Consider the following 22,159-nt stretch of genomic DNA (forward strand, 5'->3'; position numbering starts at 1 on the left):
CGTCCTGACGACAGATGTGGTTCAAATACTCATATTTGCATACATCTTGGTGTAGATACGTTTCTGAGTCTCCAGAGTTTAAAGTACCAATATATAAAACTGAGTAACGCCAAATTTCATGACAGACAAGCAACGCATAGAAGAACAGTTTGTATCACAGGAAGCAAAACGAAGAGTATCGGAAAAACTAGATACAGCTGAACAAATTGATGTAGATGTACAAACTGATGTCTTGAAAATTGTTCAGGGACAAGCTGAGAAAGTTTCAGTTTCAGGTCAAGGACTGGTAATAAAACCAGATATTCGGGTGCAGGAAATTCAACTGCAAACAGATAATGTTGCCGTCAATCCTTTAAGTGCTATTTTCGGTCAAATTGAACTGAATGAACCAGTCAATGCGGTGGCGCGTATTGTATTAACAAAAACAGATATAAACCTGGCTTTGACCTCAGAGCTAATTCGTAGTTTGGTAGAAAACTTTCCTTTAAATGTAAATGGCAAAATTGTCACTTTTAAGCCCCAACATACTGATATATTTTTACCTGGAGATGGCAAAATTGGTTTCAATGCCACAGGGCTACTAAAATTAGAAGAAAATACGCGTTTACTAGGTGTAAATCTAACTTTTCGCCCCCGGACTAATTACCATCCCATCTTGTTGGAAAGTGTCACTTGTACTGAAGGAGAAGGCATTTCTGTAGAACTAATTTTAGCATTCATGCAGAAGATAAAAGAACTAGCAAGTCTACCTTTTTTGAAGTGGGAAGATATAGCTTATCGGATTATAAATATGGAGGTTGAACAGGATAGTATAATACTCATGATTGAAGCTAATGTGAAGCAAATATCGGCATCACAATTTGAGTTTATTGACCAGCTTCAGTAGTCCTATGGATTTGAAGCATTTACTGTGATCCAAATTTATCTGTGGTCAATTAATTCTTATGTTAATTCTGTATCGTCTCGATACGCTGCAATAAATTCATGAGTAACAAACCGCATTCGCGCAGCGTATGCCCCCAGGGCTTTAGTACGCAAAGTACACAAAGGAAGAAGGAAGAGGAGAGAAGGAAGAAAGCAATTCGGCGCTGTTTCTGATTAAGAAATGGTATCACTGTATCTGAGTCAGGGTGAGAAATGCTAATTAAGTTCTGATAATTGTCATTTTTTTTTGATCACCATTTATAATGGTCTATTACTATATTCCCAGATTACAAATATGCAAGAGTATGATGTTGTTATTATTGGCGCAGGACATAACGGGCTAGTTTGTGCTGGTTATTTACTAAAGGCTGGCTATAGCGTCCTGCTACTAGAAAAGCGTTCGGTTCCCGGCGGTGCAGCTACAACCGAAGAATGCTTACCTCAAGAAGCACCTGGATTTAAATTTAATTTGTGTGCAATTGACCACGAATTTATTCATTTGGGGCCAGTTGTGGAAGAATTAGAATTAGAAAAATATGGCTTAGAATATTTAGATTGTGACCCAGTTGTTTTTTGTCCCCATCCAGATGGAAAGTATTTTTTAGCTCACAAATCAGTAGAAAAAACTTGTGCAGAAATCGCTCGTTACAATGAACGCGATGCTAAAAAATATGCCGAGTTTATAGATTATTGGCAAAGGGCAATCAGTGCAATGGTTCCGATGTTTAACGCGCCACCAAAATCATTTATAGATATTTTTGGAAACTACAATGTACAAAAATTTAAAGATTTATTTTCGGTAGTCGGTTCGCCAGCCAAAAGTTTGGATTTTATTCGCACAATGCTAAATAGTGCTGAGGATATTCTTGATGAATGGTTTGATGAGGAATTCTTAAAAGCCCCACTGTCTCGACTAGCTTCAGAATTGGGTGCGCCACCTTCACAAAAAAACCTAGCCATTGGTGTAATGATGATGGCTATGCGTCACAACCCTGGTATGACTAGACCTCGTGGGGGAACTGGGGCGTTAGTCCAAGCATTAGTTAAATTAGTTACTAGTAAAGGTGGGACAATTTTAACAGACCAACAGGTAGAAAAAGTATTAATTGATAACGGTAAAGCTGTTGGTGTCAGGGTTGGCGGTGGTGAAGAATACCGTGCTAAATATGGCGTTATTTCCAATATTGATGCTAAACGCCTATTTTTACAGCTAATGGATACCAGTGAAGTAGATGATGCTGATCCTGATTTACGAGAAAGGTTAGAACGTCGCATCATTAATAATAACGAAACAATCCTGAAAATAGACTTGGCTTTAGACGAACCTCTGCATTTTCCGCACCATGACCACAAAGATGAGTATCTCATTGGATCTATTTTAATTGCAGATTCAATGGCTCACGTTGAACAGGCTCACAGTAAATGTACCATAGGCGAGATTCCCGATGCTAACCCTTCCATGTATGCGGTGATGCCTAGCGCCCTTGACCCTACATTAGCACCACCAGGTAAACATACGTTATGGATTGAATTCTTTGCGCCTTATCAAATAGCAGGTGCTGAAGGTACTGGTTTAAGAGGTACAGGTTGGACAGATGAACTGAAGAATCAAGTTGCAGACAAAGTAATTGATAAGTTAGCTAATTATGCCCCAAATGTGAAAGCAGCAACTATCGCCCGTCGTGTGGAAAGTCCAGCCGAATTGGGTGAAAGGTTAGGTTCTTACAAAGGGAATTACTACCATATTGATATGACTTTAGATCAAATGGTGTTTTTCCGTCCTTTGCCAGAATTAGCTAACTACAAAACACCTATTGAAAATCTATTTTTAACGGGTGCGGGAACTCATCCAGGTGGTTCAATTTCAGGAATGCCGGGACGTAATTGTGCGCGGGTATTTTTGCAAGCAAAACATCCTTTGGCTCAAACTTTAAGGGATGCCAGAGATTCATTTAAATCCAGTGTCGGTTCAGTATTTGGCATTAGTTAATAAAGTCTCCCCTCTCCTTAGTAAGGAGAGGGGTTGGGGGTGAGGTTCTATATTTGCATTACGTAATATAAGTTTAATTTTGCCTTGCCAAATTAAATATATCTTGTAGAAGTCTCAAAAAATCTGAAAAGCCTAAATTTTCAACACAATATCCAAATTTTTATGCCAAGTTGCCAGAAACTCAGTTACTGAGAGAAAGGCAAAATGTAATTGTTGTTACAATTTGTTATACACTGGGTAAATCTGATAGATAAAATGCTCATTATCGAGCGTTAAATTTATTGGATCTGGTTGGCAAGAGGTGATTAAACAACGAAAAAATGATCACCGACTTTTTGCAACACAACCAGATTTAATCATAGGGACTAATTATGTGTGGCATTCTTGGCGTTTTCGGCGCAAGTGTAACAAATAGCAATGATTTCCAAGAAATGTTATCAACTTTGGCTCATCGAGGGCCTGATGATATTGGGGTAATTGCACAGGATAACTTTGTCTTGGGACACCAGCGTTTATCTATAGTGGATGTGGAAGGTGGTCATCAACCTTTATGCGCGGCTGGGCAAAAACTTTACGGCATTGGTAAGTGGCAAGGTACTCTTCATTGAAGCTGAAACTCTGTAATTTATCACAAGGAAAAATCATGCCATCAGTTGGAGAACAAACCTACTCACAAGCTGTCAAAGAGGGAAAATACGATCTTTATGTCGGCAACCTTTTTGGTAAATATGATAACGTCCGCACCTATTGGGAAGATCAATTAACTCGCATAATGTGAGTAATTTAGAGGATATTTAGAGATTAGGGGCAATTCATTTATTAATTTCCCTGAGAATCGCTATATCCAAAGTAATAAGCTGAGTGATAATAAAATATTACCTAAGTTTTAAATAAAACACCATTAAAGTATGAGGTTTTTATTTACTAGCGTATAGAGAATGAGAATGTGCAAGGAATAGTGTATACATTCTCAAACTTTCATCATGCCATTATGTTCACATTTTTGGTAAAAAATAAAAATTCTGCATGAAATCAGTGGTGTGTGGTTTCAACTTTATCTAAGCTTTGAATGCTCAAGAAATTATCATTACTCATCACTTAAATACATTTCGGCAAATCGTCTTTATGGTACAAGATATTATTTTTTGTCTAAAAGAAGCTACTTTCTATTATATTTTGAAAAAATACTCCACACCCAAAAATACTGCTGATTGCTTTGTCAATCCTCCCTGTGGTTGTGCAAATCCTGGAAAGGAACTGAAGTGTGAAGACTGTACCTATTTAGAAGCTTGTTTATCTCATTTTAAACTCGGTCATAAACCAATGCCATAGAACCTCACCCCAACCCTCTCCTTAGTAAGGAGAGGGAGCCGGAAAGGGGATTAAGGGAGCGATAAACTGGCAGAATTTACATCTATAAATAAGGTTGCTTGGGATTGTTGACGTAAAATTGAGGCTGGGCAATTGGTGTTAATTGACCCTTTGAGCATCTGTTTTACTACTTGGGCTTTTCGTTTTTCTGGTGCTAGACAAATAATTTTATTGGCTGAACAGATTAAAGGCAAAGTAACAGTAAAAGCATACTGCGGAACACTATCAATATTAGGGAATTGACCTGTGTTAACTTGTTGCTGGCGATTGGCTGTATCTAGTTTCACCAGTTTGACGCTGTAAGCATCTTGAAAATTGGCTACTGCGGGGTCGTTAAAAGCCAAATGTCCGTTTTCACCAACACCAAGACAACATAAATCAATGGGTTGGGCTTGCAATAGTTTGGTGTAGCGATCGCACTCTGCTAGAGGTTGCAATGTATCACCTTCTATATAATGAAATTGTCGGGGAGAAACCCGCTTCTCTACACGTTCTTGCAGATATCGCCGGAAACTCGCCGGATGATCAGCTGTAATCCCCAAATATTCATCTAAATGAAATAAGGTAATCCGTGACCAATCTACACCACCCAACTTGATTAAAGCATCAAGAAATTTGAGTTGGGAATTTCCTGTGGCTAACAGTACTGCTGCGGTTTCCTGTTGCTGGAGAACTTGCTGTAAATAATTTTGGGCGATTTCGGCAACTTTCTCTGCCATTTCAACTTCAGACTTGTAAATCTGCACCAATAAATCATCAACGCGAAAAAAGTTTGTAGCGGCTAACATTTGCTTACATGGGATATTTGACAATTATGCACTGACATCCTTTTTTTAGTATAGATATCAGAATTTCAGATTGTTTTATTCCTGTATTCACGCCAGCACAATGATTGAGGACAAAAAACCCTGTAAACTATGTAAGTTAACTTAATAATTATTTACAGTTTACCAAATCATGCTGGCAGCAATTCTCTTTGACTTAGACGGTACTATTGTTAATACTGATCCCATTCACTTCCAAGCTTGGCAGAAAATGTTGCTGAGTTACGATCTTAAAATTGACGAAAAATTCTATAAATCTCGGATTAGTGGACGGCTAAACCCAGAAATTGTTAAAGATATTTTGCCACAATTAACAGTAGCTGAAGGTGAAAACTTTGCAGATGAAAAAGAGGCACTTTTTCGCGAACTCGCCCCCCATCTGCAAGCATTAGGTGGATTTGCTGAACTCATAGCATGGACAAAAACACATCAGCTAAAACGGGCTTTAGTAACTAATGCTCCTAGACAAAATGCAGAATATATGCTGGAAGTTTTAGGCATTAAGGAAGCTTTCCACACGATTGTTTTAGCTGATGATTGTATAGCAGGTAAACCCAATCCTGAACCCTATCAAGTTGCCTTGAAGAAGTTGGGAATTGCCGCAGAACAAGCGATCGCTTTAGAAGATTCTCCCTCTGGAATTCGTGCCGCAGTGGGTGCTGGTATTCGTACCATTGGCATTGCTTCTACCCATGATCCGCAAGTTTTGCAGCAAGTTGGCACATTTATGGCAATTCCAGATTTTACTGATTTGCAGTTGTGGAAGTTTCTTAATTCTTTGCTATAGCAATCGTGAAAGTTGTGACGGCATTATTGATTGCTTGAGATTTTTAAAACAAATAGGTTTGTCTCCGCACTCAGCACTCCTGTAAGGGCGGGTTTACTAAGGATTTCAACAACCACCAACTCACTGCTTAAACCCGCCCCTACCCACTCAGCACTCCGCACTTTTAGTTAAAAAGATTCTGGTGGGGAAATATCTGAACCAACATTATTAGACTTTAACCCTGGTTTTGTATTTACTTCAGAGTTTTGTGATGATTGAGACACAGACGAAGATGGGGAAGTTACTATATCTGGATTCAGAACTTTACCAGTATTTGTTTGTTGAGAAATCAAGGATACCCCTCCTACAGCCCCAGCCACAAGCGCTGTATAACCTACATACAGATGTATGGGACGAATATCTATCCCCGATCCTCCAGCAGGTTTCGTAGAACCATACCAAGAAGGTAAAATTGATTGCACTGTATCGGTTGCGGGTAAAGAAGCCGCTAAATTTGTGCCATTTAGTCCTAAAGCATTTCCCATAACTCGAATAAATCCACGTACCAAATTATCTTCTGGCAATAAGTCAAAATTACTATTTTCTATTGCTTCCATCCGATGAATTGGCACATGAGTATAAATATTAAGTTGACACAGAGACAGGCCTTGAGACTCACGTGCTTGTTTGAGTTGTTGACCTATTCTGCACATAATTTCTTTACGTTGTTCGGCCGCCGTTTGCTTGGCTAGTGCAGCTTGGTCTGATTTTCTATTTGGCTTTAACCAATTAATCAGTGCTGCACCTGGAGAGTTTATTTCCGAACTTTTCTCTGGTTTTACAGTAGCCTTTGGTGATACTTCTTTTTCGTTAATATATGCGGTGCTGGTTTGCGGTGCTACTTTTATACTGGGTGAATCAGGAGCTATTTTTGCTTCTACACTTGGTGAAGGTGAAACACTATGAACCTCTGTAGCTTTTTCTTGTTGTGCGAATTGCTGAAAAGCCAAACTAATAGCTTCTCTACCCACCGCTTTCAACAAAATCTTCACTGGTTCTCCTGAAGCACCCAGCAATTTCTGTAATGTCGCCATAGCACGAAGATAAACTTTACTGCTATGAAGTTCAGCTTCAATTTCACCTAATAGCGATCGCAATTCATCTTGAGAAATTTTGATACTAGGATTTCCAGGAATAGTAAACAAATACACAGGTGTCATAGTCATGGTTAAAGTTGCTCCTGATATTGAAGTCAAAAAGTAATTAATCTGTATAATTTCTCGCTTTCTCTGCTTTATAATCCGGATTATTCTGTATTAATTATATATGTTTTTCTAGAAAATCGTAAATTTACTGAGTTCAGGTGGAATTTAGATTTTCTCTTCAAGCATGATTGTACAAATAAAAAGTTTTGGTAAAGCCGAGATAAATTTGGCGATCTGCTGAAAGCAGCAGCGCTTCGCTATCGCCTGGATCACGTCTTGAGATTCATAGATAACACCGTAGGAAAAATAATTACATAAAATAAATGTATTAATTTTTACTTACAAAATTGTCATTCCTAACTAGTTCCACAAAAGACTTTATCCATTGCATATAATCATCACCAGCAATAGTGGCTGTATTATTATGATCTGCTGCCTGTACTAAAAACAGTCTTTTAGGTTCGGGAGCAGCATGATAAAGTTTTTGGCTCATAAAAGATGGCACAGTTGTATCAGCAGTACCATGAATGAATAGCACTGGTAACTTTAGCTGCGGTACTTTTTGCAGCGATTCAAAGCGCTGTGTCAAAATCAAATTGACGGGGAAGATCCGAAACAAGTTCCTGTAAGCCACCATTTCCCTAATTGAGGTAAAGGAACTTTCCACTATCAATCCAGCCGCTTCTGGCTGTTTAAGAGCTAAATCAATAGCGATCGCACCCCCCATTGAATGCCCGTAAATAAAAATTTTGTTAGGTAAAATTTGCTGCTCTTTAACTAAATAATTCCACGCTACTGCGGCATCCTCATAAACTCGCTTTTCGTTAGGAAAGTCGCCTTCACTGCGACCAAACCCGCGATAATCAATCAGAAGCACAGAAAATCCTAGTTTATGCAACCGATTGGCATGACCAACATTTGCGCTAACATTGATGGCGTTACCATGCAGATACAGCAACACATCAGCATCTGGTCGCGGGGCTTTAATCCACCAACCGTGAATCAGTTTCGTCTGACCATTGCTAACTTTTACAGGTAGCCATACATCCTCGTATGAAAGATCAAAAAACTCTGGTGTTCTTTCAATCACAGTAGAGGGAAAGAAAATAAATTTGTGCTGCTTCACAAAAAGCAGTAGACAGATGGCAGAGTAAGCCATGACACCAACCATTACTACAGGGAGTAGCAGTTTCAAAGACAATTGCATTGAAAATTGAGGTTTTTTCATATTTAAGTACTGGAATTTATACTTTAACAAATATTTATAAATAAAATAAATATTTATTAACAATAAAAGGTTCAGTATTATCCTATTAGAATTAAACTTATTGAAATAATCTGCATAGTAAAAACATTTACGTGCTTAAGTAATATTACTGGGCATAATAAATATTTAGCCATTAGTTAGGAGAAGATTGTGAAGCCTTTAACTCAAGCGCAAGCAGAGCAATTGCAAGAAATAACCCAGCATTTACTTCGAGTCAGAGAAGAAAAATCCATAACTATAGAAGAAATAGCTATACACACAAATATTCGTCTAAGTATATTGAAAGCCTTAGACGCGGGGGATTTTCAAGCATTACCTGAACCTATTTATGTACAGGGATTTATCCGACGTTATGGTGAAGTCATCGGATTGGATGGACAGGCTTTAGCGCATACCTTTAAAATCAATGATTTTCCTGAATACTCTTACAATGAAAGTCAAGATTCAGCCAAAAAACTAAATATACATATACCTCTTATTGTCCCCTACGCGCTCTTATTAGTACTTGCTTCTGTGGGACTGATTTATATCCTTAATTCCAAACTAACACCCGAATCTCAAGCACAACCACAAAACGCAGTCCCTACTCAAGACACAAAAACAAAACCATAATCAGGGGGCAGGGGAAGAGGCAGAGGGGCAGGGGGCATGGGGCAGGGGAGAATTTTTTACCAATCCCCAATCAGCACTCCCCACTCCTGTACGGACGGGTTTACTAAGAATTTCGACTAACCACAGACTGACTGCTTAAACCCGCCCCTACCCACTCAGCACTCAGCACTCAAAGTTGCGGCTGATTCACTTGCCAATTAGTGGATTGCTCATAAGCATAAGCTACCTGAAATAGTTGATCTTCTCGTAGTACCTGGCCAATTAGCTGCAATCCAATGGGTAATCCCTGTTCATCAAAACCACAAGGTACACTTAATCCCGGTAAACCTGCGAGATTGACGGGAATAGTCATTAAGTCATTCAAGTACATACTCAGAGGATCACTAACTTTTTCTCCCGCTTTAAATGCTGTGGTGGGAGCAGTAGGAGTAACTAAGACATCAACCATTTTAAAGGCTTTTTCAAAGTCTTGTTTAATCAAAGTTCGGATTTTTTGCGCCTTCAGATAGTATGCGTCATAATAACCAGCCGAAAGGGCGTAAGTGCCAATCATAATCCGGCGTTTAACTTCTGTACCAAAACCAGTGGAACGAGTCCGAGTATACATAGATAGCAGATTATCTGCATCCTCAGCCCGGAAACCGTATTTTACACCGTCGTAACGAGCCAAATTTGCTGATGCTTCCGACGGTGCAATGATGTAGTAACTAGGTACGCCATAGCGGAAATTGGGACAGGAAATAATATGAACTTCGGCTCCCAAACTTTGTAATTGATCTATGGCTTTAGTTACAGCTTCTTCAACCACAGAGTCTAAACCATTACCAAAGGTTTCTTTAATCACCCCAATTCGCAGCTTTCCTCTAGCTTTGAAATCTGGTTTTAAGCTGGAGGCGTAGTTGGGGATTTCCACTTTTAGGCTAGTAGAGTCTTTGGGATCGTAACCTGCGATCGCATTCAATACTATAGCCGCATCTTCTACTGTGCGTCCCAATGGTCCAATTTGATCCAAAGATGAAGCGTAAGCAATCAAACCATAGCGAGACACCAACCCGTAAGTTGGTTTCATTCCCACCACACCACAAAAAGCCGCAGGTTGTCGAATAGAACCGCCAGTATCCGTACCCAGAGACACAACACATTCATCAGCAGCTACCGCAGCCGCCGAACCCCCAGAAGAACCACCGGGAACCCGTGAGATATCCCAAGGATTATTAGTAACTTGGTAGGCAGAATTTTCTGTAGAACTACCCATGCCAAACTCATCTAGATTGGTTTTGCCAATCATTACAGCCCCGGCATCAATCAACTTTTGTGTCACAGTTGATTCATAAGGCGGCACAAAATTCTCTAAAATTCGAGAAGCGCAAGTAGTAGGAATCCCCTGAGTACACAAATTGTCTTTAATGCCGATGGGAATCCCCGCCAGTAGTCCTATTTCTTCACCAGCAGCGATTTTGGCATCCACAGCACGAGCCTGCGCTAACGCCTTCTCTGTCGTTACGTGTAAGAAACTGTGTAATTTCGGTTCTAAGGCTTGAATACGGTCTAAAGCTTCTTGGGTAATTTCAACAGCAGAACATTCTTTTTTAATTAATTGTTCGTGCAACTCGCGGATGGATGCCATGATTGCTCTCTTTATGACTCAAGTCATTGATTTTAGTATATTTTCCAGGGTAATGGGTATTGGGTCTGAGGGCTGAGGAAAACTCAAGAGTTTGGGCGAAAAAAATTTTCCTAGTTTTCCGGAATTGTCTTGGCTGTAGTGGTATTACTTATCAGTACGGCGAATTATACAGAACTTCTTATAACTTATCGGGGAACATATCCCCACCTCCTGAATCAGAAGCCCGGTTATTATGACCGGGTTTTTGGTTTTTGTGTGCGAATCGCTTTCTCTAGGCAGAAACATTACACTCAAAGTATTGGCTAAATTAGCATTAAACTATCTTAAGGTCAGTTTATGACTAATGTAACAGCCTCAATTGAAGATTTAGTCCTAGTTGCTGGTGCTACTGGTGGAGTAGGTCAACTTGTCACAGCCGACTTGCTAGAAAAGGGGATGAGAGTTCGTATCCTCACCCGCAACGCCGCCAAAGCCGCAAAAATGTTTAATGAAAAGGTAGAAATTGCAGTTGGTGACATCCGCGATATCAGCACACTCGCCCCAGCCATCCAGGATATCAACTATATTATCTGTTGTACTGGGACAACTGCCTTTCCTTCTGAAAGATGGGAATTTGACCCCAAACCCAACTTATTAGAATGGGGAAAAATTTTAATTGACTCAGAATATCGCGATCGCACAGCCAAAAATAACCCCCCAAAAGTAGATGCTGAAGGTGTCAGTAACTTAGTATCAGTCGCACCTCCCCATCTCAAACGCTTCGTTTTCGTCTCTTCTGTGGGAGTTCACCGTAAAGACCAACCACCATTTAATATTCTCAATGCTTTTGGTGTACTTGATGCCAAAGAAAAAGGAGAACAAGCCATCATCAATTCAGGAATACCCTATACAATTATCCGTCCAGGACGCTTAATTGATGGTCCTTACACATCCTACGACCTCAACACCTTACTCAAGGCGAAGACAGGTGGAAAGCAGGGTGTGGTAGTAAAAACTGGCGACCAACTTGCAGGAGACGCTAGCCGCATTGACGTAGCTGCTGCTTGTGTAGAATCTATTTTTCATCCATCCACAGCCAACCAAGCCTTTAATTTAGTCAACAAAGGAACAAGACCACCTGTAATACACTGGGAAACCCTTTTTTCCCAACTAACTAAATAGTTCGTAGTGAGGACTTTAGTCCTCTCTTCCTCCACAAAATCCTAATCAACTCCACAATGATTATTAAAAACTATATATAGCAATAATTTTAGTGTATATATCTCCTGATTAAACGCTCGTTATACTTTTCCAATACAGATAAATCTTCTCTAATTTTCTACTACAATTCTCTCAGAACCCTAACATCTGGAGACAATTTTAATGAAGTCAAATCATAATATATTAATCGACGAACTCCTTGATTCGCCGTCGGTATGGATTGAACTAACAGACCAAGAAAGCAAGAAGCAAATTGGGGGTTTTCAAGAAAGTAAGAGTGATTTGAGTCCGAGTTTAGTTCAGGTCTTAACAACTACGGAAATTCAACTGGTTCAGAAATGGGGTGCAACGCGATTTGGTGATATCGCATTGTTTATCTCAATTACCAGTGCTTATTCTCACTAAAAAGAGAATTTAGGTTCCTGTTTTTAGATTTTTATAAGTAGCGGTTTTTGAAAATTCAAGTACCTTATATTACCAAGTATTACTCCCTTACCAATTCGCGTTGTTCCCTATCAAAAAATGCATCTACTGATATTTCTAATCCGTCACCTTTCAAAAAATAATTCATTCTCATCACCAAACTTGCCCAAAATCATATCCCACCGAACACCCCAGTTTCATTCATTAACTTTAACTAAACAGTGTACTTAGTGAGCAAAAGTTCCAAATCAGTTTTTATCTGCTCAAGTTCTTGGCGCTTTTGATAAATTAAGGCTTTTTCAGCCTCTCGTTCTTCCAGAGTTACTTGATGAGCCTTTTCCTGCTGTTCCAGAAGGTTTTCATAAAGTGCGATGCCTTCCTGCGGCAGGCGCTTGCGCCATCACTTGCTCAATAAAGGCTATAACAGTATGCCATGTACCAGTTATGGTGAGTTTTAATTAATTCTGGTTGTACCTGAGCAAAAATTGACTGACAACGCTCTTTAAATGCTTGGCGTTCAGCTTTCCATTGAGTTTTCTGGTGTTCTGTCCACTGAATTTCTGGAAAAATTCTTCCCCGGTATACTGTACGCGTTGACTTGGCTTCAGTCATGGTTAATTATCTGTTGAATCCAATATCTATATTTTGCAGCATTTCTCACTTGGGTGAGCGATCGCTCTCAAACTTCACTCAGCCCAATTTATACACAATCATTATGCTTGTTGCAGGACTACCATGATTGTCCTGATTTGAGGGTATCTATCCAAAAACGCGCCGTTGGTGTGGTGGCTCAAGGCCTTGTCAAACATTACAATTAACGATACTATACGACTCTAACGACAAAAGCGACAAATGCTCGAAGATGCACAACACAACAATAATGAAGATGAAATCTCATTTCTGACAACTAATGAAGTGGCTAATCTTCTTCGTGTTCACCAAAGGACTGTACAACGATGGATATCATCAAATCGTCTTAAAGCTACAAAAATAGGACCAAGAGTTTGGCGGATTAAAAAACAAGATTTAGACGATTTTATGGGAATTGACCACCATGAAAATTAATGACAGTAAAAATAGGAGTTGAAATGGCAACAGGTATAACAAAAAAAAATGGTAATAAAAGTAAAAAACAAAATACAATCTCATTCCGCCTAGAATATGACGGAAAAATCCCTGTAGAAGAGATCCTCAAGACTCAGCCTGCAAGACTTCGGCGTATAATTAGCGTAGATAAAAACCCAATAAATCAATTGATTTATGGTGAAAATTTAAGGGTTCTTAGTTCATTAATAAAAAATGAAGCTCTTGCTGGTAAAGTAGGGTTAATTTATATTGATCCCCCTTACGCAACTGGTAGTAGTTTTGAGTCACGAAAAAGAGACCATGCTTATCATGACATAATGGAAGGTGCGGAATATTTAGAATTTCTCCGTCAGCGCCTTATTTTATTAAGAGAACTTTTAGCTGACGAAGGTTCCATATATGTGCATTTAGATGAAAATATGGCTTGTGCTGTAAAAATTATAATGGACGAAATTTTTGGTTCTAAAAATTTTCGCAATTGGATTACTAGAAAAAAATGTAATCCTAAAAACTATACACGTAACCAGTATGGAAATATTGCAGACTATATTCTGTTTTATACAAAAACAGATAATTATATATGGAATCAGCAATTTGATCCTTGGACTGAAAATACTGCGAAGAAGGAGTATCAATATGTTGAAGAACACACAGGAAGAATTTATAAAAAAGTTCCTATTCATGCGCCAGGTGTAAGAAAAGGCGCAACAGGCCAATCTTGGAGAGGAATGCTGCCGCCTCCTGGTAAACACTGGCAGTATACTCCTCAAACTTTAGATGAAATGGATACACGAGGAGAAATCTACTGGTCTTCTACAGGAAATCCCAGAAGAAAAGTTTATTTAGATAATAGTCAAGGTATTTCCGTTCAAGATATCTGGCTGAATTTTAAGGATGCTCACAATCAAAATATAAAAATTACTGGTTATCCCACAGAAAAAAATTTAGATTTGATCAAAAGAATCATTCTAGCCTCATCTAACCCAGGAGACCTTGTTCTAGATGCTTTTGCTGGAAGTGGAACTACTATAGCCGTAGCTGAAGAGCTAGGCAGAAAATGGATAGCCATTGATAACTCATCACTAGCTATAACTACAATAGTTCAACGTTTAGTTAAAGGAACTGAAGCAATGGGCGACTTCGTTAATAGAAATAATCCTACGAAATATGAACAACAAAGCTTAATTAATACAAATCGAATTTTACATACTGGTCTGGATTTATATTTTGAGGAAACACCTGAGTTAGAGTTAATCTCTGATACTGCGATAAAAAATTGGAATAGCCAACTTAACTGTCAAGCCAATCTTTTGTAAATCTATCGTCAAGCATTTTCAAGGTACACACCATTATTCTACCGTTACCGTTGCTTTCCAGGCTAGCGTAATCATTCCACATAGAACCTAGAAGTAATCCTGGTCCATCATTCAGAAAAAAAACTTTTAAAGGGACTTCATAGGTATCAGCATATTTAAAAATATCTGTTATTTTATCTCGATTACCACCTGTTCGATCATCTTCTTGCGAACCTCCTCTGTCAGAGTCATAACGAGCAAATCCAACTACCAATGGAGTTCCATCTAATCGAGATATCAGAATATCAGCTGGAGTTTTAGTTTCCCAATTGTCTAAAACCTCATTAAGCATTACATCTCTTCCACCCCGAATCGGTCCTTGAATTAGGTAATGTTCTCCAAAAGTTTTACGAAAATGTGAGAAAAAAGCTTCTGTCAAGTCATAACCTTTTTGTCCTCGTGTCTTCTGTTCTAAAAGAATTGCCATCAGAGCTTCATCAGGGATTGGGCGAGCTTTTAATTTTTTCCTAACCTCATGTAAATTACGGAATCTATCACCAAAATCATCAATTATACTCAATATTTTTGTCTTCCTCTTAATCATCTCAACTGAAGTATCAGGTGATACGTATCTGCGAAATATTCTAAGAAGTTGAATTCGTAGCGGATCTGGATCTTCTGTAATAAGTTGAAGTAAGTTTGCAGAACTTTCCGCTTGATTTACCAATTCTGTAAAGCGCTCTAGAACTTTTTCATAGAGTATTTTAGCTTCATCTAAAGAATCTGGGTAGAATGCTGAGTCAAATATAGTAATCCATTTAGATGCGGTTGCTTTGTAACTACTGAATGGATTAAACACAACCATAAATCTTCTTTGCCATAATGAATACAATTAATCCAGTATAAATTGCATTGAGTCCATCCGAGCTAAAACCTGCCTGCGATATAATTTAAAAACCTCTATCTATTTTGATTAGGTTTTCTTATTTTAATTAGATGAAACAAATGATGGTGCGTTGCGCTACGCGACAACACACCCTACAAATAAGGATTTTGAGTAAATTTAATCATTTGTGTGTATACTTTAGCTTAGACACAGGAAAAGCGACTGGCGCGCGATCGCTCATCGCCAAGACTAGCTGTAAGATATATGGTGACAGGAAAAATAGACTGCTGAATATAGGCAAAATTGAATAGATGTGTAAATCAGGTGATTTTGACCGTGGTTCTGTAGTATTTTTGGTGCAAGCCTGTCTTAAAGAGATCATCCGATGAAACAGATCCTTAACGAAATATTTAGTCTTAAAAAATACCTACTTCGGCTAGTTGTACCCTTACTGATGGTAGTTCTGGGTGCTTCCGTGTTTGTCTCACCTGCATTAGCTACAGGTGTATATCAAATCCCCAACCTCACCGAAAGCAACTGGGTTTTAGATCAAAGTGACATTATTAGTCGCGTCAACGAAGGTAAAATCAGCAGTACCTTGGAGGATTTGGCAAAAAAAACAGGTAACGAAGTCAGATTTGTGACCATTCGTCGCCTTGATTATGGTGAAACACCAGAAAGTTTTACTCAAGAACTTTTTGAAAAATGGTTTCCTACACCAGCAGCACAAGCTAATCAAACATTGTTGGTACTGGACACGGTGACTAACGGTACTGCTATTGTCACTGGTGAAGAAGTTAAGCCCTTGTTGACTGACTCTATCGCCGAAAGTGTGGTTTCAGAAACTATGGGTATACCCATTCGAGACGGTAATAAATACAACCAAGCATTTGTGGATGCCAGCGATCGCCTGGTCGCTGTCCTGTCTGGGGAAGCAGATCCAGGACCACCGCAAGTTACTGAAACTGTGCAGGTAGAAGGTACTTTCACCAAAGCCGAAGATACGGATCAAGGTAACGCTACTGCTTGGGTAGTAGGACTTTTAATTGCCGCTACCGTGATCCCGATGGCTACTTACTTTGTATACCAGATCAACCAACCATCATCTGAAGGCTAACTTTATCAGTTAACAGTTAACAGTTAACAATTACCTACTAACTGTTCACTGATTCAATCTTGAATATACTCTTGCCCTGACACTAAAGCTACCTCAGCCCGGACAAATTCGCGCCCTAAATAAGCCGCATGGTCTAACTGAGTAACTGGACAGGGCTGAGTTTGTTCAAAAATCTTGATTCCCAGTTCCTTAGCTGTCCTTCCACTAAAAACCGTTGTGTGAGTTCGTTCCACTTTCCCCCTAGCAGGAATTACCTTACCGGTTTCGGGATCGACGGCTAAACCTTTCTCATCAATCACATTTGTGAAATGCTTGGCGTAAATTAACCCTGCGCCTCGATCCAAATAGATAATGAAATATCCGCCGGGATCAAGCTCAATATATCGTTGAGAAAGCTTATTATCAATTGCCGCTAAATCTTCAAGTATTAAATCCATAAACGTTCAAAAAAGCAAACTTTTTTCTACTGGTTTTTTACACCCATATTAAGTGTAATTCCTATCTTCCATTGATCTGATTCAAATTGGCAAGCGATTAATATCTTTGTTATGGCCAATCACTACCATTGCTGTACCCCGTTCTAGACGCTTAGTGGGTTCGGGATTGATTTTAAATTTACCATCCTGACTCACGGCTAGTAAATTCAAGCCATAGCGGTTACGCAGTTGCAGTTCAGAAATGGTTCTACCGTGAAATTCATCAGGTACAATCATTTCCACAATACTGTTCTCTGGATCGAGATCAAATCGGTCTAAAATAGCTGGTTTGGTGAGCGATCGCGCCAAGGCCGAACCAGCTTCATATTCGGGAAATACTACATGATCTGCACCCACTCGTTTCAATAGCTTACGGTGAACTTCACTAGAAGCTTTAGCCACTACATGAGGTACACCGCCCTCTTTAACATTCAATGTGGTAATGATACTTTCTTGAATGTAGTTACCAATGGCGATGATTACCGTATCAAATTCAAATATTCCTGCTTCTTTAAGTGCAGCTGGTTCAGTTGAGTCTAGCTGTAAAGCATGACCAACTATTTCTTCATGTAATGCCTCTGATACTAGCTTTTCATCAACATCTGTTGCCAATACTTGATAACCCAATTGGTGTAACGTTGAACATACGGATCTCCCAAAACGTCCTAACCCAATTACCGCAAATTGGTGGTTATCTCGACGTAAACTGCGAAAAAAGCCTATCGATGACAGATTCACATTTGTTATCCTTCTTTTCACTGCCTGCTTCCAGGGTAAAAGCGATACACTAAAATTTGTGACAAGTTTTAGTTTTTTGCCTAATCATTCATATTTTATCAGTTGATGTTACTGGCATCGATGGATTAATTAGCTATTAATTAACACCTCACTACCTGATCAGCTATCCCACAAGTAAACTTTCTTCAGGATAGTGAATTCTCGTGGGGCGGGGGTCTCCTAGTACAGCAGCCATCAGCAGTAAAACTCCGACTCGTCCTACATACATGGTGACAATTAAAATCAGCTTGGCTGGTATTGAGACGCTACTCGTAATTCCTGTGGAAAGCCCTACAGTAGCAAAGGCTGAGACAACTTCAAACAGGAGTTGAATAAAATTTAATTCTGGATCTGTGAGAGAAATTAAAATTGTAGACAACAGCACCATAGCGACGGAACCAACTAAAACCGCAACAGCTTTTAATATCAAAGATATTGCGATTTTGCGTTCATATAATAAAACGTCTTCTTTGCCTTGGAGAATTGATTTTGTACAGCTGGTGAGAACTCTTAAAGTTGTAGTTTTTATTCCTCCTCCTGTGCCACTGGGACTGGCACCAATAAACATAAATGCAATGGTAATAAATAAACCAGCCGTTGTCATTTGACCGACATCAATGCTATTAAAACCAGCAGTTCTGGTAGTAACTGATTGAAACCAAGCTGCTAGTAACTGGGTGGGTAAATTCAGTGAACCAAATGTTACTCTATTTTTTGTCTCTATGAGAAAAAATGCGATTGTGCCGACGAAGAGAAGTATTAAAGTTGTGCTAGATGCTACTTTAAAATCCAAAGAAAATACGAAATTGGTGGTTTTTTTGAGGAGGCGATCGCGCACCCAAAGATACATTTCTAATATTACCTGATAACCAATTCCGCCAAAAATTATCAACATGGTAATAGTGAAAACTACTAACCAAGAGGACTGATATCTGATTAAACTATCTGGAAACAAACCAAACCCGGCATTATTCCAAGCGGAAATACTATGAAAAATCGCCATCCAAAGTCCTTGATTCCAGCCAAATTCGGGAACAAATGCCGGAAGAAGTAACAAAATGCCTGTAATTTCAAAAATCATCGTTGTGGCAATAATTGACCGGATGACTTGAGCGCTACCTTGCATTCCCGGTCGGTCTAGAGTTTGTTGAATGGCTAATTTGTGCCGCAGGTTAAATTTCCGCCCCACGAGCATAATCAGAAAGGTGGTGGTTGTCATGTACCCTAAGCCACCAATTTGAGCTAACAGCAAAATACACAACTGACCCCAAAAAGAAAAATCAGTCCCAGTATCAACTACAGCTAACCCCGTGACACAAACGGCAGAGGTGGCTGTAAATAGTGCCACAATGGGGTCATTCCAATTACCACTGCTAGTAGAGAAAGGCATCATCAACAGGATAGTCCCCACGGTGATGACAGCTAAAAATCCCAAGCAAACTGTGCGAGAAACGGTCATAACAAGATAAATACTTACAAGTTATTCCAGGTACGATACATCAGTTAACACCCCTGGAAGCAAAAACACTCTTATTCAATTAAAAACACACATGGTAGCCTACCAGTATGTTTATTTAAATTCGGCATTGTTTTAACACTGCTTTCTTCATGAGCGAAACACTATACCAGCAAATACAACAATTTTATGATGCTTCCTCTGGTCTGTGGGAACAGATTTGGGGGGAACATATGCACCACGGCTATTACGGCGCTGATGGGAGCCAAAAAAAAGAGCGCCGACTAGCTCAAATTGATTTAATCGAAGAATTACTCCAATGGGCTGAGGTGGAAACAGCAGAAAACATTCTGGATGTGGGTTGTGGTATCGGCGGTAGTTCTCTTTATTTAGCAGGTAAGTTTAAGGCTGAGGCTACAGGGATTACTTTAAGTCCAGTACAAGCCGCTAGAGCCAATGAACGCGCCCAATATGCTGGTTTGAGTGGTAGATGTCGGTTTCAAGTCGCAGATGCTCAAGCAATGCCTTTTGCTGACAATTCTTTTGATTTGGTCTGGTCACTGGAAAGTGGTGAACATATGCCAGATAAAACGAAGTTTTTGCAGGAGTGCTATCGAGTTTTAAAGCCTGGTGGGAAGCTGATTGTGGTGACTTGGTGTCATCGTCCCACTGATGTCTCTCCATTGACGGCGGATGAACTAAAGCATTTACAAGATATTTATCGGGTCTATTGTCTACCCTACGTGATTTCGTTACCTGAATATGAGGCGATCGCTCGTCAACTTCCATTAAACAATCTTCGCACGGCTGATTGGTCAACGGCTGTAGCCCCATTTTGGGATTTTGTGATTGATTCGGCTTTCACTCCCCAGGCGCTTTTCGGCTTACTCACTTCCGGTTGGGAAACCATTCAAGGCGCGTTGTCTCTGGGATTAATGAGTGACGGTTATAAACGTGGGTTAATTCGCTTTGCTTTGTTGTCTGGGACTAAATAGAAGCAGGGGATTTCTAAGGAATAAAATATTTTAATCGTATCGCTAAAGCGAAAGCTCCGCTAACGCGTAGCGTGCGCGCAGCGCATACCACACCAGACGCAGAGGACACAGAGAAATTAGGAATAGAAAGGTTTTTTACGTTAGGTTCTTGGATGTTTTGTTTTTTTGGAAGTCCCCACTCCCCATTCCTGTAGGGGCGGGTTTATTAAGAATCTCGTCGCCCCACAGACTTACTGCTTGAACCCGCCGCTACCCATTCGTTCATCTACAATTTTTATGAATCAAATTTCTGGTCAGTCTTCTAATTTTCAAAGTAATTGGTTTTATGCTTTTTGGAAGTTTTCCCGCCCTCACACGATTATTGGTACGAGTCTAAGTGTGTGGAGTTTGTATTTAATTGCTGTTGCTATCTCCGCGACTGGTTTCTCTAATGAACAACTGATTCCTGTTCTGGGTGCTTGGATTGCCTGTTTATGTGGCAATGTTTATATTGTGGGGTTGAATCAATTAGAAGATGTTGAAATTGACAAGATTAATAAACCTCACTTACCGCTAGCATCAGGGGAATTTTCTCAGAAGCAAGGGCAGTTAATTGTCATAATTATGGGCGTTTTGGCTCTGGTTGTAGCTTGGCTAACTGGACCTTTTTTGTTGGGCTTGGTGGCTTCGAGTTTGGCTATTGGTACTGCTTATTCTTTACCACCGATTCGCTTGAAGCAATTTCCCTTTTGGGCGGCACTGTGTATCTTTTCAGTGCGGGGAACTATTGTAAATTTGGGGCTATTTTTACACTTTAATTGGGCATTAGAACAAACCCCAGCCATTCCGCCTGCGGTTTGGGTGCTGACCATATTTGTTTTGGTGTTTACCTTTGCGATCGCCATTTTTAAAGATATTCCCGATATGGAAGGCGATCGCCTTTACAATATCACTACTTTCACCATCCAACTCGGACCACAAGCAGTATTTAATTTGGCGCTGTGGGTGCTAACTGTTTGCTATTTGGGAATCATGCTAGTTGGTGTGCTGAATTTCCCGGACATTAACCCAGCATTTTTAGTCATTACTCATCTAATTGTGTTGGCTGGAATGTGGATGAGAAGTTTAGGCGTAGACTTAGAAAATAAAAGTGCGATCGCTGATTTCTACCAATTTATCTGGAAACTGTTTTACCTCGAATATATTATGTTCCCCATCGCCTGTCTTTTAGCCTAAATCTATGTTAGAAACTTTTAAAACCACAGATATTTTCGCCATAATTGCAGTGGCGATCGCTTTGACAATTCTCGGTTACTTCTCTTGGAAAACCTTGGTAAGTTTAAACTCTTTCCAAAAAGGAGTAAAACTTTATGAAGAAAAAGATTACCCTGCTGCTGAAGTAGCTTTTCGCAAAGTGATTTCTAACAACTCGACTAATGACGTAGTTCGCTTGTTATTGGGAGATATTTTAAAAGAGAAAGGCAATATCAAAGAAGCAACAGAATTATACCAGGAAGTAATTCGCAGCAGTCCGAAAAATCCTGATGCTTACCTGCGGATCGCAAATATCTTCATGGAAGAAAACCAACCAGAAAAAGCCAAAGAAAATCTAGAACAAGCCAAAGCCTTATTACAAAAACAGCGACAACCTCAAAGCGCGCAAAAAGTCAGTCATCTGTTAGCTAAAATTACCGCTAAAATTGGCAATCAAGCCTAGCTTTATCTAGTATTTATTTAGCAGAGAAAAAACTCCCCCTCCGGCTCCCTCTCCTTACCAAGGAGAGGGTTGGGGTGAGGTTTAATCTATTACAAAAATATGTAATAATAAGCCGATTGCACTCCGAGCAGTGCCAAAGAAAATCGCATACACTAGTTAGCTATCA

At 39.6% G+C, this 22,159-nt stretch carries 23 protein-coding genes and 1 pseudogene; 15 read left to right on the forward strand and 9 right to left on the reverse strand.

Going from position 1 to position 22,159, the window contains the following annotated elements:
- Positions 1 to 118 precede the first annotated feature (118 nt).
- From ACM0OW_RS17965 to ACM0OW_RS17985, 5 genes are all read left to right on the forward strand, one after another.
- Positions 119 to 886 (forward strand): DUF2993 domain-containing protein, encoded by a 768-nt coding sequence (locus ACM0OW_RS17965; protein ID WP_414551516.1) that lies wholly within the window; start codon positions 119 to 121, stop codon positions 884 to 886.
- Between the two features lie 324 nt (positions 887 to 1,210).
- On the forward strand, positions 1,211 to 2,914 hold the full coding sequence (crtO, locus tag ACM0OW_RS17970) for a beta-carotene ketolase CrtO (RefSeq protein ID WP_414551595.1): 1,704 nt from the start codon (positions 1,211 to 1,213) through the stop codon (positions 2,912 to 2,914).
- A gap of 371 nt (positions 2,915 to 3,285) precedes the next feature.
- On the forward strand, positions 3,286 to 3,522 hold the full coding sequence (locus tag ACM0OW_RS17975) for a hypothetical protein (RefSeq protein ID WP_414551517.1): 237 nt from the start codon (positions 3,286 to 3,288) through the stop codon (positions 3,520 to 3,522).
- A 35-nt stretch (positions 3,523 to 3,557) separates the two neighbouring features.
- Positions 3,558 to 3,692 carry a hypothetical protein gene (locus tag ACM0OW_RS17980; RefSeq protein ID WP_414551518.1) on the forward strand — a complete coding sequence of 45 codons (135 nt, stop codon included), beginning with the start codon at positions 3,558 to 3,560 and terminating at the stop codon, positions 3,690 to 3,692.
- Between the two features lie 287 nt (positions 3,693 to 3,979).
- Positions 3,980 to 4,246 (forward strand): hypothetical protein, encoded by a 267-nt coding sequence (locus ACM0OW_RS17985; protein ID WP_414551519.1) that lies wholly within the window; start codon positions 3,980 to 3,982, stop codon positions 4,244 to 4,246.
- Between the two features lie 50 nt (positions 4,247 to 4,296).
- Here the strand turns inward: ACM0OW_RS17985 and ACM0OW_RS17990 are convergent, their stop codons facing one another.
- Complete coding sequence (locus tag ACM0OW_RS17990) at positions 4,297 to 5,073, reverse strand: glucosamine-6-phosphate deaminase (RefSeq protein ID WP_414551520.1); 777 nt, start codon at positions 5,071 to 5,073, stop codon at positions 4,297 to 4,299.
- A gap of 169 nt (positions 5,074 to 5,242) precedes the next feature.
- Here ACM0OW_RS17990 and ACM0OW_RS17995 point away from each other — a divergent pair, with 169 nt between their 5' ends.
- On the forward strand, positions 5,243 to 5,896 hold the full coding sequence (locus ACM0OW_RS17995; RefSeq protein ID WP_414551521.1) for an HAD family hydrolase: 654 nt from the start codon (positions 5,243 to 5,245) through the stop codon (positions 5,894 to 5,896).
- A 167-nt stretch (positions 5,897 to 6,063) separates the two neighbouring features.
- Here ACM0OW_RS17995 and ACM0OW_RS18000 read toward each other — a convergent pair whose 3' ends face one another.
- The gene (locus tag ACM0OW_RS18000) at positions 6,064 to 7,101 is read right to left on the reverse strand and encodes a helix-turn-helix domain-containing protein (RefSeq protein ID WP_414551522.1); all 1,038 of its coding nucleotides are present in this window, start codon (positions 7,099 to 7,101) and stop codon (positions 6,064 to 6,066) included.
- A gap of 307 nt (positions 7,102 to 7,408) precedes the next feature.
- On the reverse strand, positions 7,409 to 8,287 hold the full coding sequence (locus ACM0OW_RS18005) for an alpha/beta hydrolase (protein ID WP_414551523.1): 879 nt from the start codon (positions 8,285 to 8,287) through the stop codon (positions 7,409 to 7,411).
- Positions 8,288 to 8,497: 210 nt separating this feature from the next.
- Between ACM0OW_RS18005 and ACM0OW_RS18010 the strand changes: the two genes are divergently transcribed.
- Entirely contained in the window at positions 8,498 to 8,959 is a 462-nt protein-coding gene (locus tag ACM0OW_RS18010) for a helix-turn-helix domain-containing protein (RefSeq protein ID WP_414551524.1), read from the forward strand.
- Positions 8,960 to 9,128: 169 nt separating this feature from the next.
- Here ACM0OW_RS18010 and gatA read toward each other — a convergent pair whose 3' ends face one another.
- A complete protein-coding gene (gene gatA, locus ACM0OW_RS18015; protein ID WP_414551525.1) occupies positions 9,129 to 10,586 on the reverse strand; it encodes an Asp-tRNA(Asn)/Glu-tRNA(Gln) amidotransferase subunit GatA in 1,458 nt (485 codons plus the stop codon).
- A gap of 336 nt (positions 10,587 to 10,922) precedes the next feature.
- On the opposite strand from gatA, the gene ACM0OW_RS18020 reads away from it, so the two are divergent.
- Positions 10,923 to 11,747 (forward strand): SDR family oxidoreductase, encoded by an 825-nt coding sequence (locus tag ACM0OW_RS18020; RefSeq protein WP_414551526.1) that lies wholly within the window; start codon positions 10,923 to 10,925, stop codon positions 11,745 to 11,747.
- Positions 11,748 to 11,948: 201 nt separating this feature from the next.
- Complete coding sequence (locus ACM0OW_RS18025) at positions 11,949 to 12,191, forward strand: hypothetical protein (protein WP_414551527.1); 243 nt, start codon at positions 11,949 to 11,951, stop codon at positions 12,189 to 12,191.
- Positions 12,192 to 12,638: 447 nt separating this feature from the next.
- Here the strand turns inward: ACM0OW_RS18025 and ACM0OW_RS18030 are convergent.
- Positions 12,639 to 12,821: pseudogene (locus ACM0OW_RS18030) on the reverse strand (hypothetical protein); the annotation flags it as partial.
- 240 nt (positions 12,822 to 13,061) lie between these two features.
- On the opposite strand from ACM0OW_RS18030, the gene ACM0OW_RS18035 reads away from it, so the two are divergent.
- On the forward strand, positions 13,062 to 13,274 hold the full coding sequence (locus ACM0OW_RS18035) for a helix-turn-helix domain-containing protein (protein WP_414551528.1): 213 nt from the start codon (positions 13,062 to 13,064) through the stop codon (positions 13,272 to 13,274).
- Entirely contained in the window at positions 13,274 to 14,611 is a 1,338-nt protein-coding gene (locus ACM0OW_RS18040) for a site-specific DNA-methyltransferase (RefSeq protein ID WP_414551529.1), read from the forward strand. Before ACM0OW_RS18035 ends, ACM0OW_RS18040 begins: the two co-directional genes overlap by 1 nt.
- Here the strand turns inward: ACM0OW_RS18040 and ACM0OW_RS18045 are convergent.
- Positions 14,586 to 15,455 (reverse strand): hypothetical protein, encoded by an 870-nt coding sequence (locus ACM0OW_RS18045; protein ID WP_414551530.1) that lies wholly within the window; start codon positions 15,453 to 15,455, stop codon positions 14,586 to 14,588. The genes ACM0OW_RS18040 and ACM0OW_RS18045 overlap by 26 nt on opposite strands.
- 406 nt (positions 15,456 to 15,861) lie before the next feature.
- On the opposite strand from ACM0OW_RS18045, the gene psb32 reads away from it, so the two are divergent.
- Positions 15,862 to 16,593 (forward strand): photosystem II repair protein Psb32, encoded by a 732-nt coding sequence (gene psb32 / locus ACM0OW_RS18050; protein ID WP_414551531.1) that lies wholly within the window; start codon positions 15,862 to 15,864, stop codon positions 16,591 to 16,593.
- Positions 16,594 to 16,646: 53 nt separating this feature from the next.
- Here psb32 and ACM0OW_RS18055 read toward each other — a convergent pair whose 3' ends face one another.
- The 3 genes from ACM0OW_RS18055 to ACM0OW_RS18065 all read right to left on the reverse strand — a co-directional run bounded on the left by ACM0OW_RS18055 (position 16,647) and on the right by ACM0OW_RS18065 (position 19,305).
- Positions 16,647 to 17,030 carry a DUF4346 domain-containing protein gene (locus tag ACM0OW_RS18055; RefSeq protein ID WP_414551532.1) on the reverse strand — a complete coding sequence of 128 codons (384 nt, stop codon included), beginning with the start codon at positions 17,028 to 17,030 and terminating at the stop codon, positions 16,647 to 16,649.
- An 81-nt stretch (positions 17,031 to 17,111) separates the two neighbouring features.
- Positions 17,112 to 17,807, reverse strand: coding sequence for a potassium channel family protein (locus ACM0OW_RS18060; RefSeq protein WP_414551533.1), 696 nt, complete (start codon positions 17,805 to 17,807; stop codon positions 17,112 to 17,114).
- A gap of 163 nt (positions 17,808 to 17,970) precedes the next feature.
- The gene (locus tag ACM0OW_RS18065; RefSeq protein ID WP_414551534.1) at positions 17,971 to 19,305 is read right to left on the reverse strand and encodes a TrkH family potassium uptake protein; all 1,335 of its coding nucleotides are present in this window, start codon (positions 19,303 to 19,305) and stop codon (positions 17,971 to 17,973) included.
- 149 nt (positions 19,306 to 19,454) lie between these two features.
- On the opposite strand from ACM0OW_RS18065, the gene ACM0OW_RS18070 reads away from it, so the two are divergent.
- The 3 genes from ACM0OW_RS18070 (at position 19,455) to ACM0OW_RS18080 (ending at position 21,993) form a co-directional block, all read left to right on the forward strand.
- Complete coding sequence (locus tag ACM0OW_RS18070) at positions 19,455 to 20,297, forward strand: methyltransferase domain-containing protein (RefSeq protein WP_414551535.1); 843 nt, start codon at positions 19,455 to 19,457, stop codon at positions 20,295 to 20,297.
- A gap of 276 nt (positions 20,298 to 20,573) precedes the next feature.
- Positions 20,574 to 21,512: a homogentisate phytyltransferase gene (locus tag ACM0OW_RS18075; protein WP_414551536.1), complete on the forward strand. Its 939-nt coding sequence runs from the start codon at positions 20,574 to 20,576 to the stop codon at positions 21,510 to 21,512.
- A gap of 4 nt (positions 21,513 to 21,516) precedes the next feature.
- Positions 21,517 to 21,993 carry a tetratricopeptide repeat protein gene (locus ACM0OW_RS18080; protein WP_414551537.1) on the forward strand — a complete coding sequence of 159 codons (477 nt, stop codon included), beginning with the start codon at positions 21,517 to 21,519 and terminating at the stop codon, positions 21,991 to 21,993.
- The last annotated feature ends 166 nt before the right edge of the window (positions 21,994 to 22,159 follow it).

The sequence above is a fragment of the Anabaena sp. CCY 0017 genome, from assembly GCF_963920885.1.
GTDB lineage: Bacteria > Cyanobacteriota > Cyanobacteriia > Cyanobacteriales > Nostocaceae > Nodularia.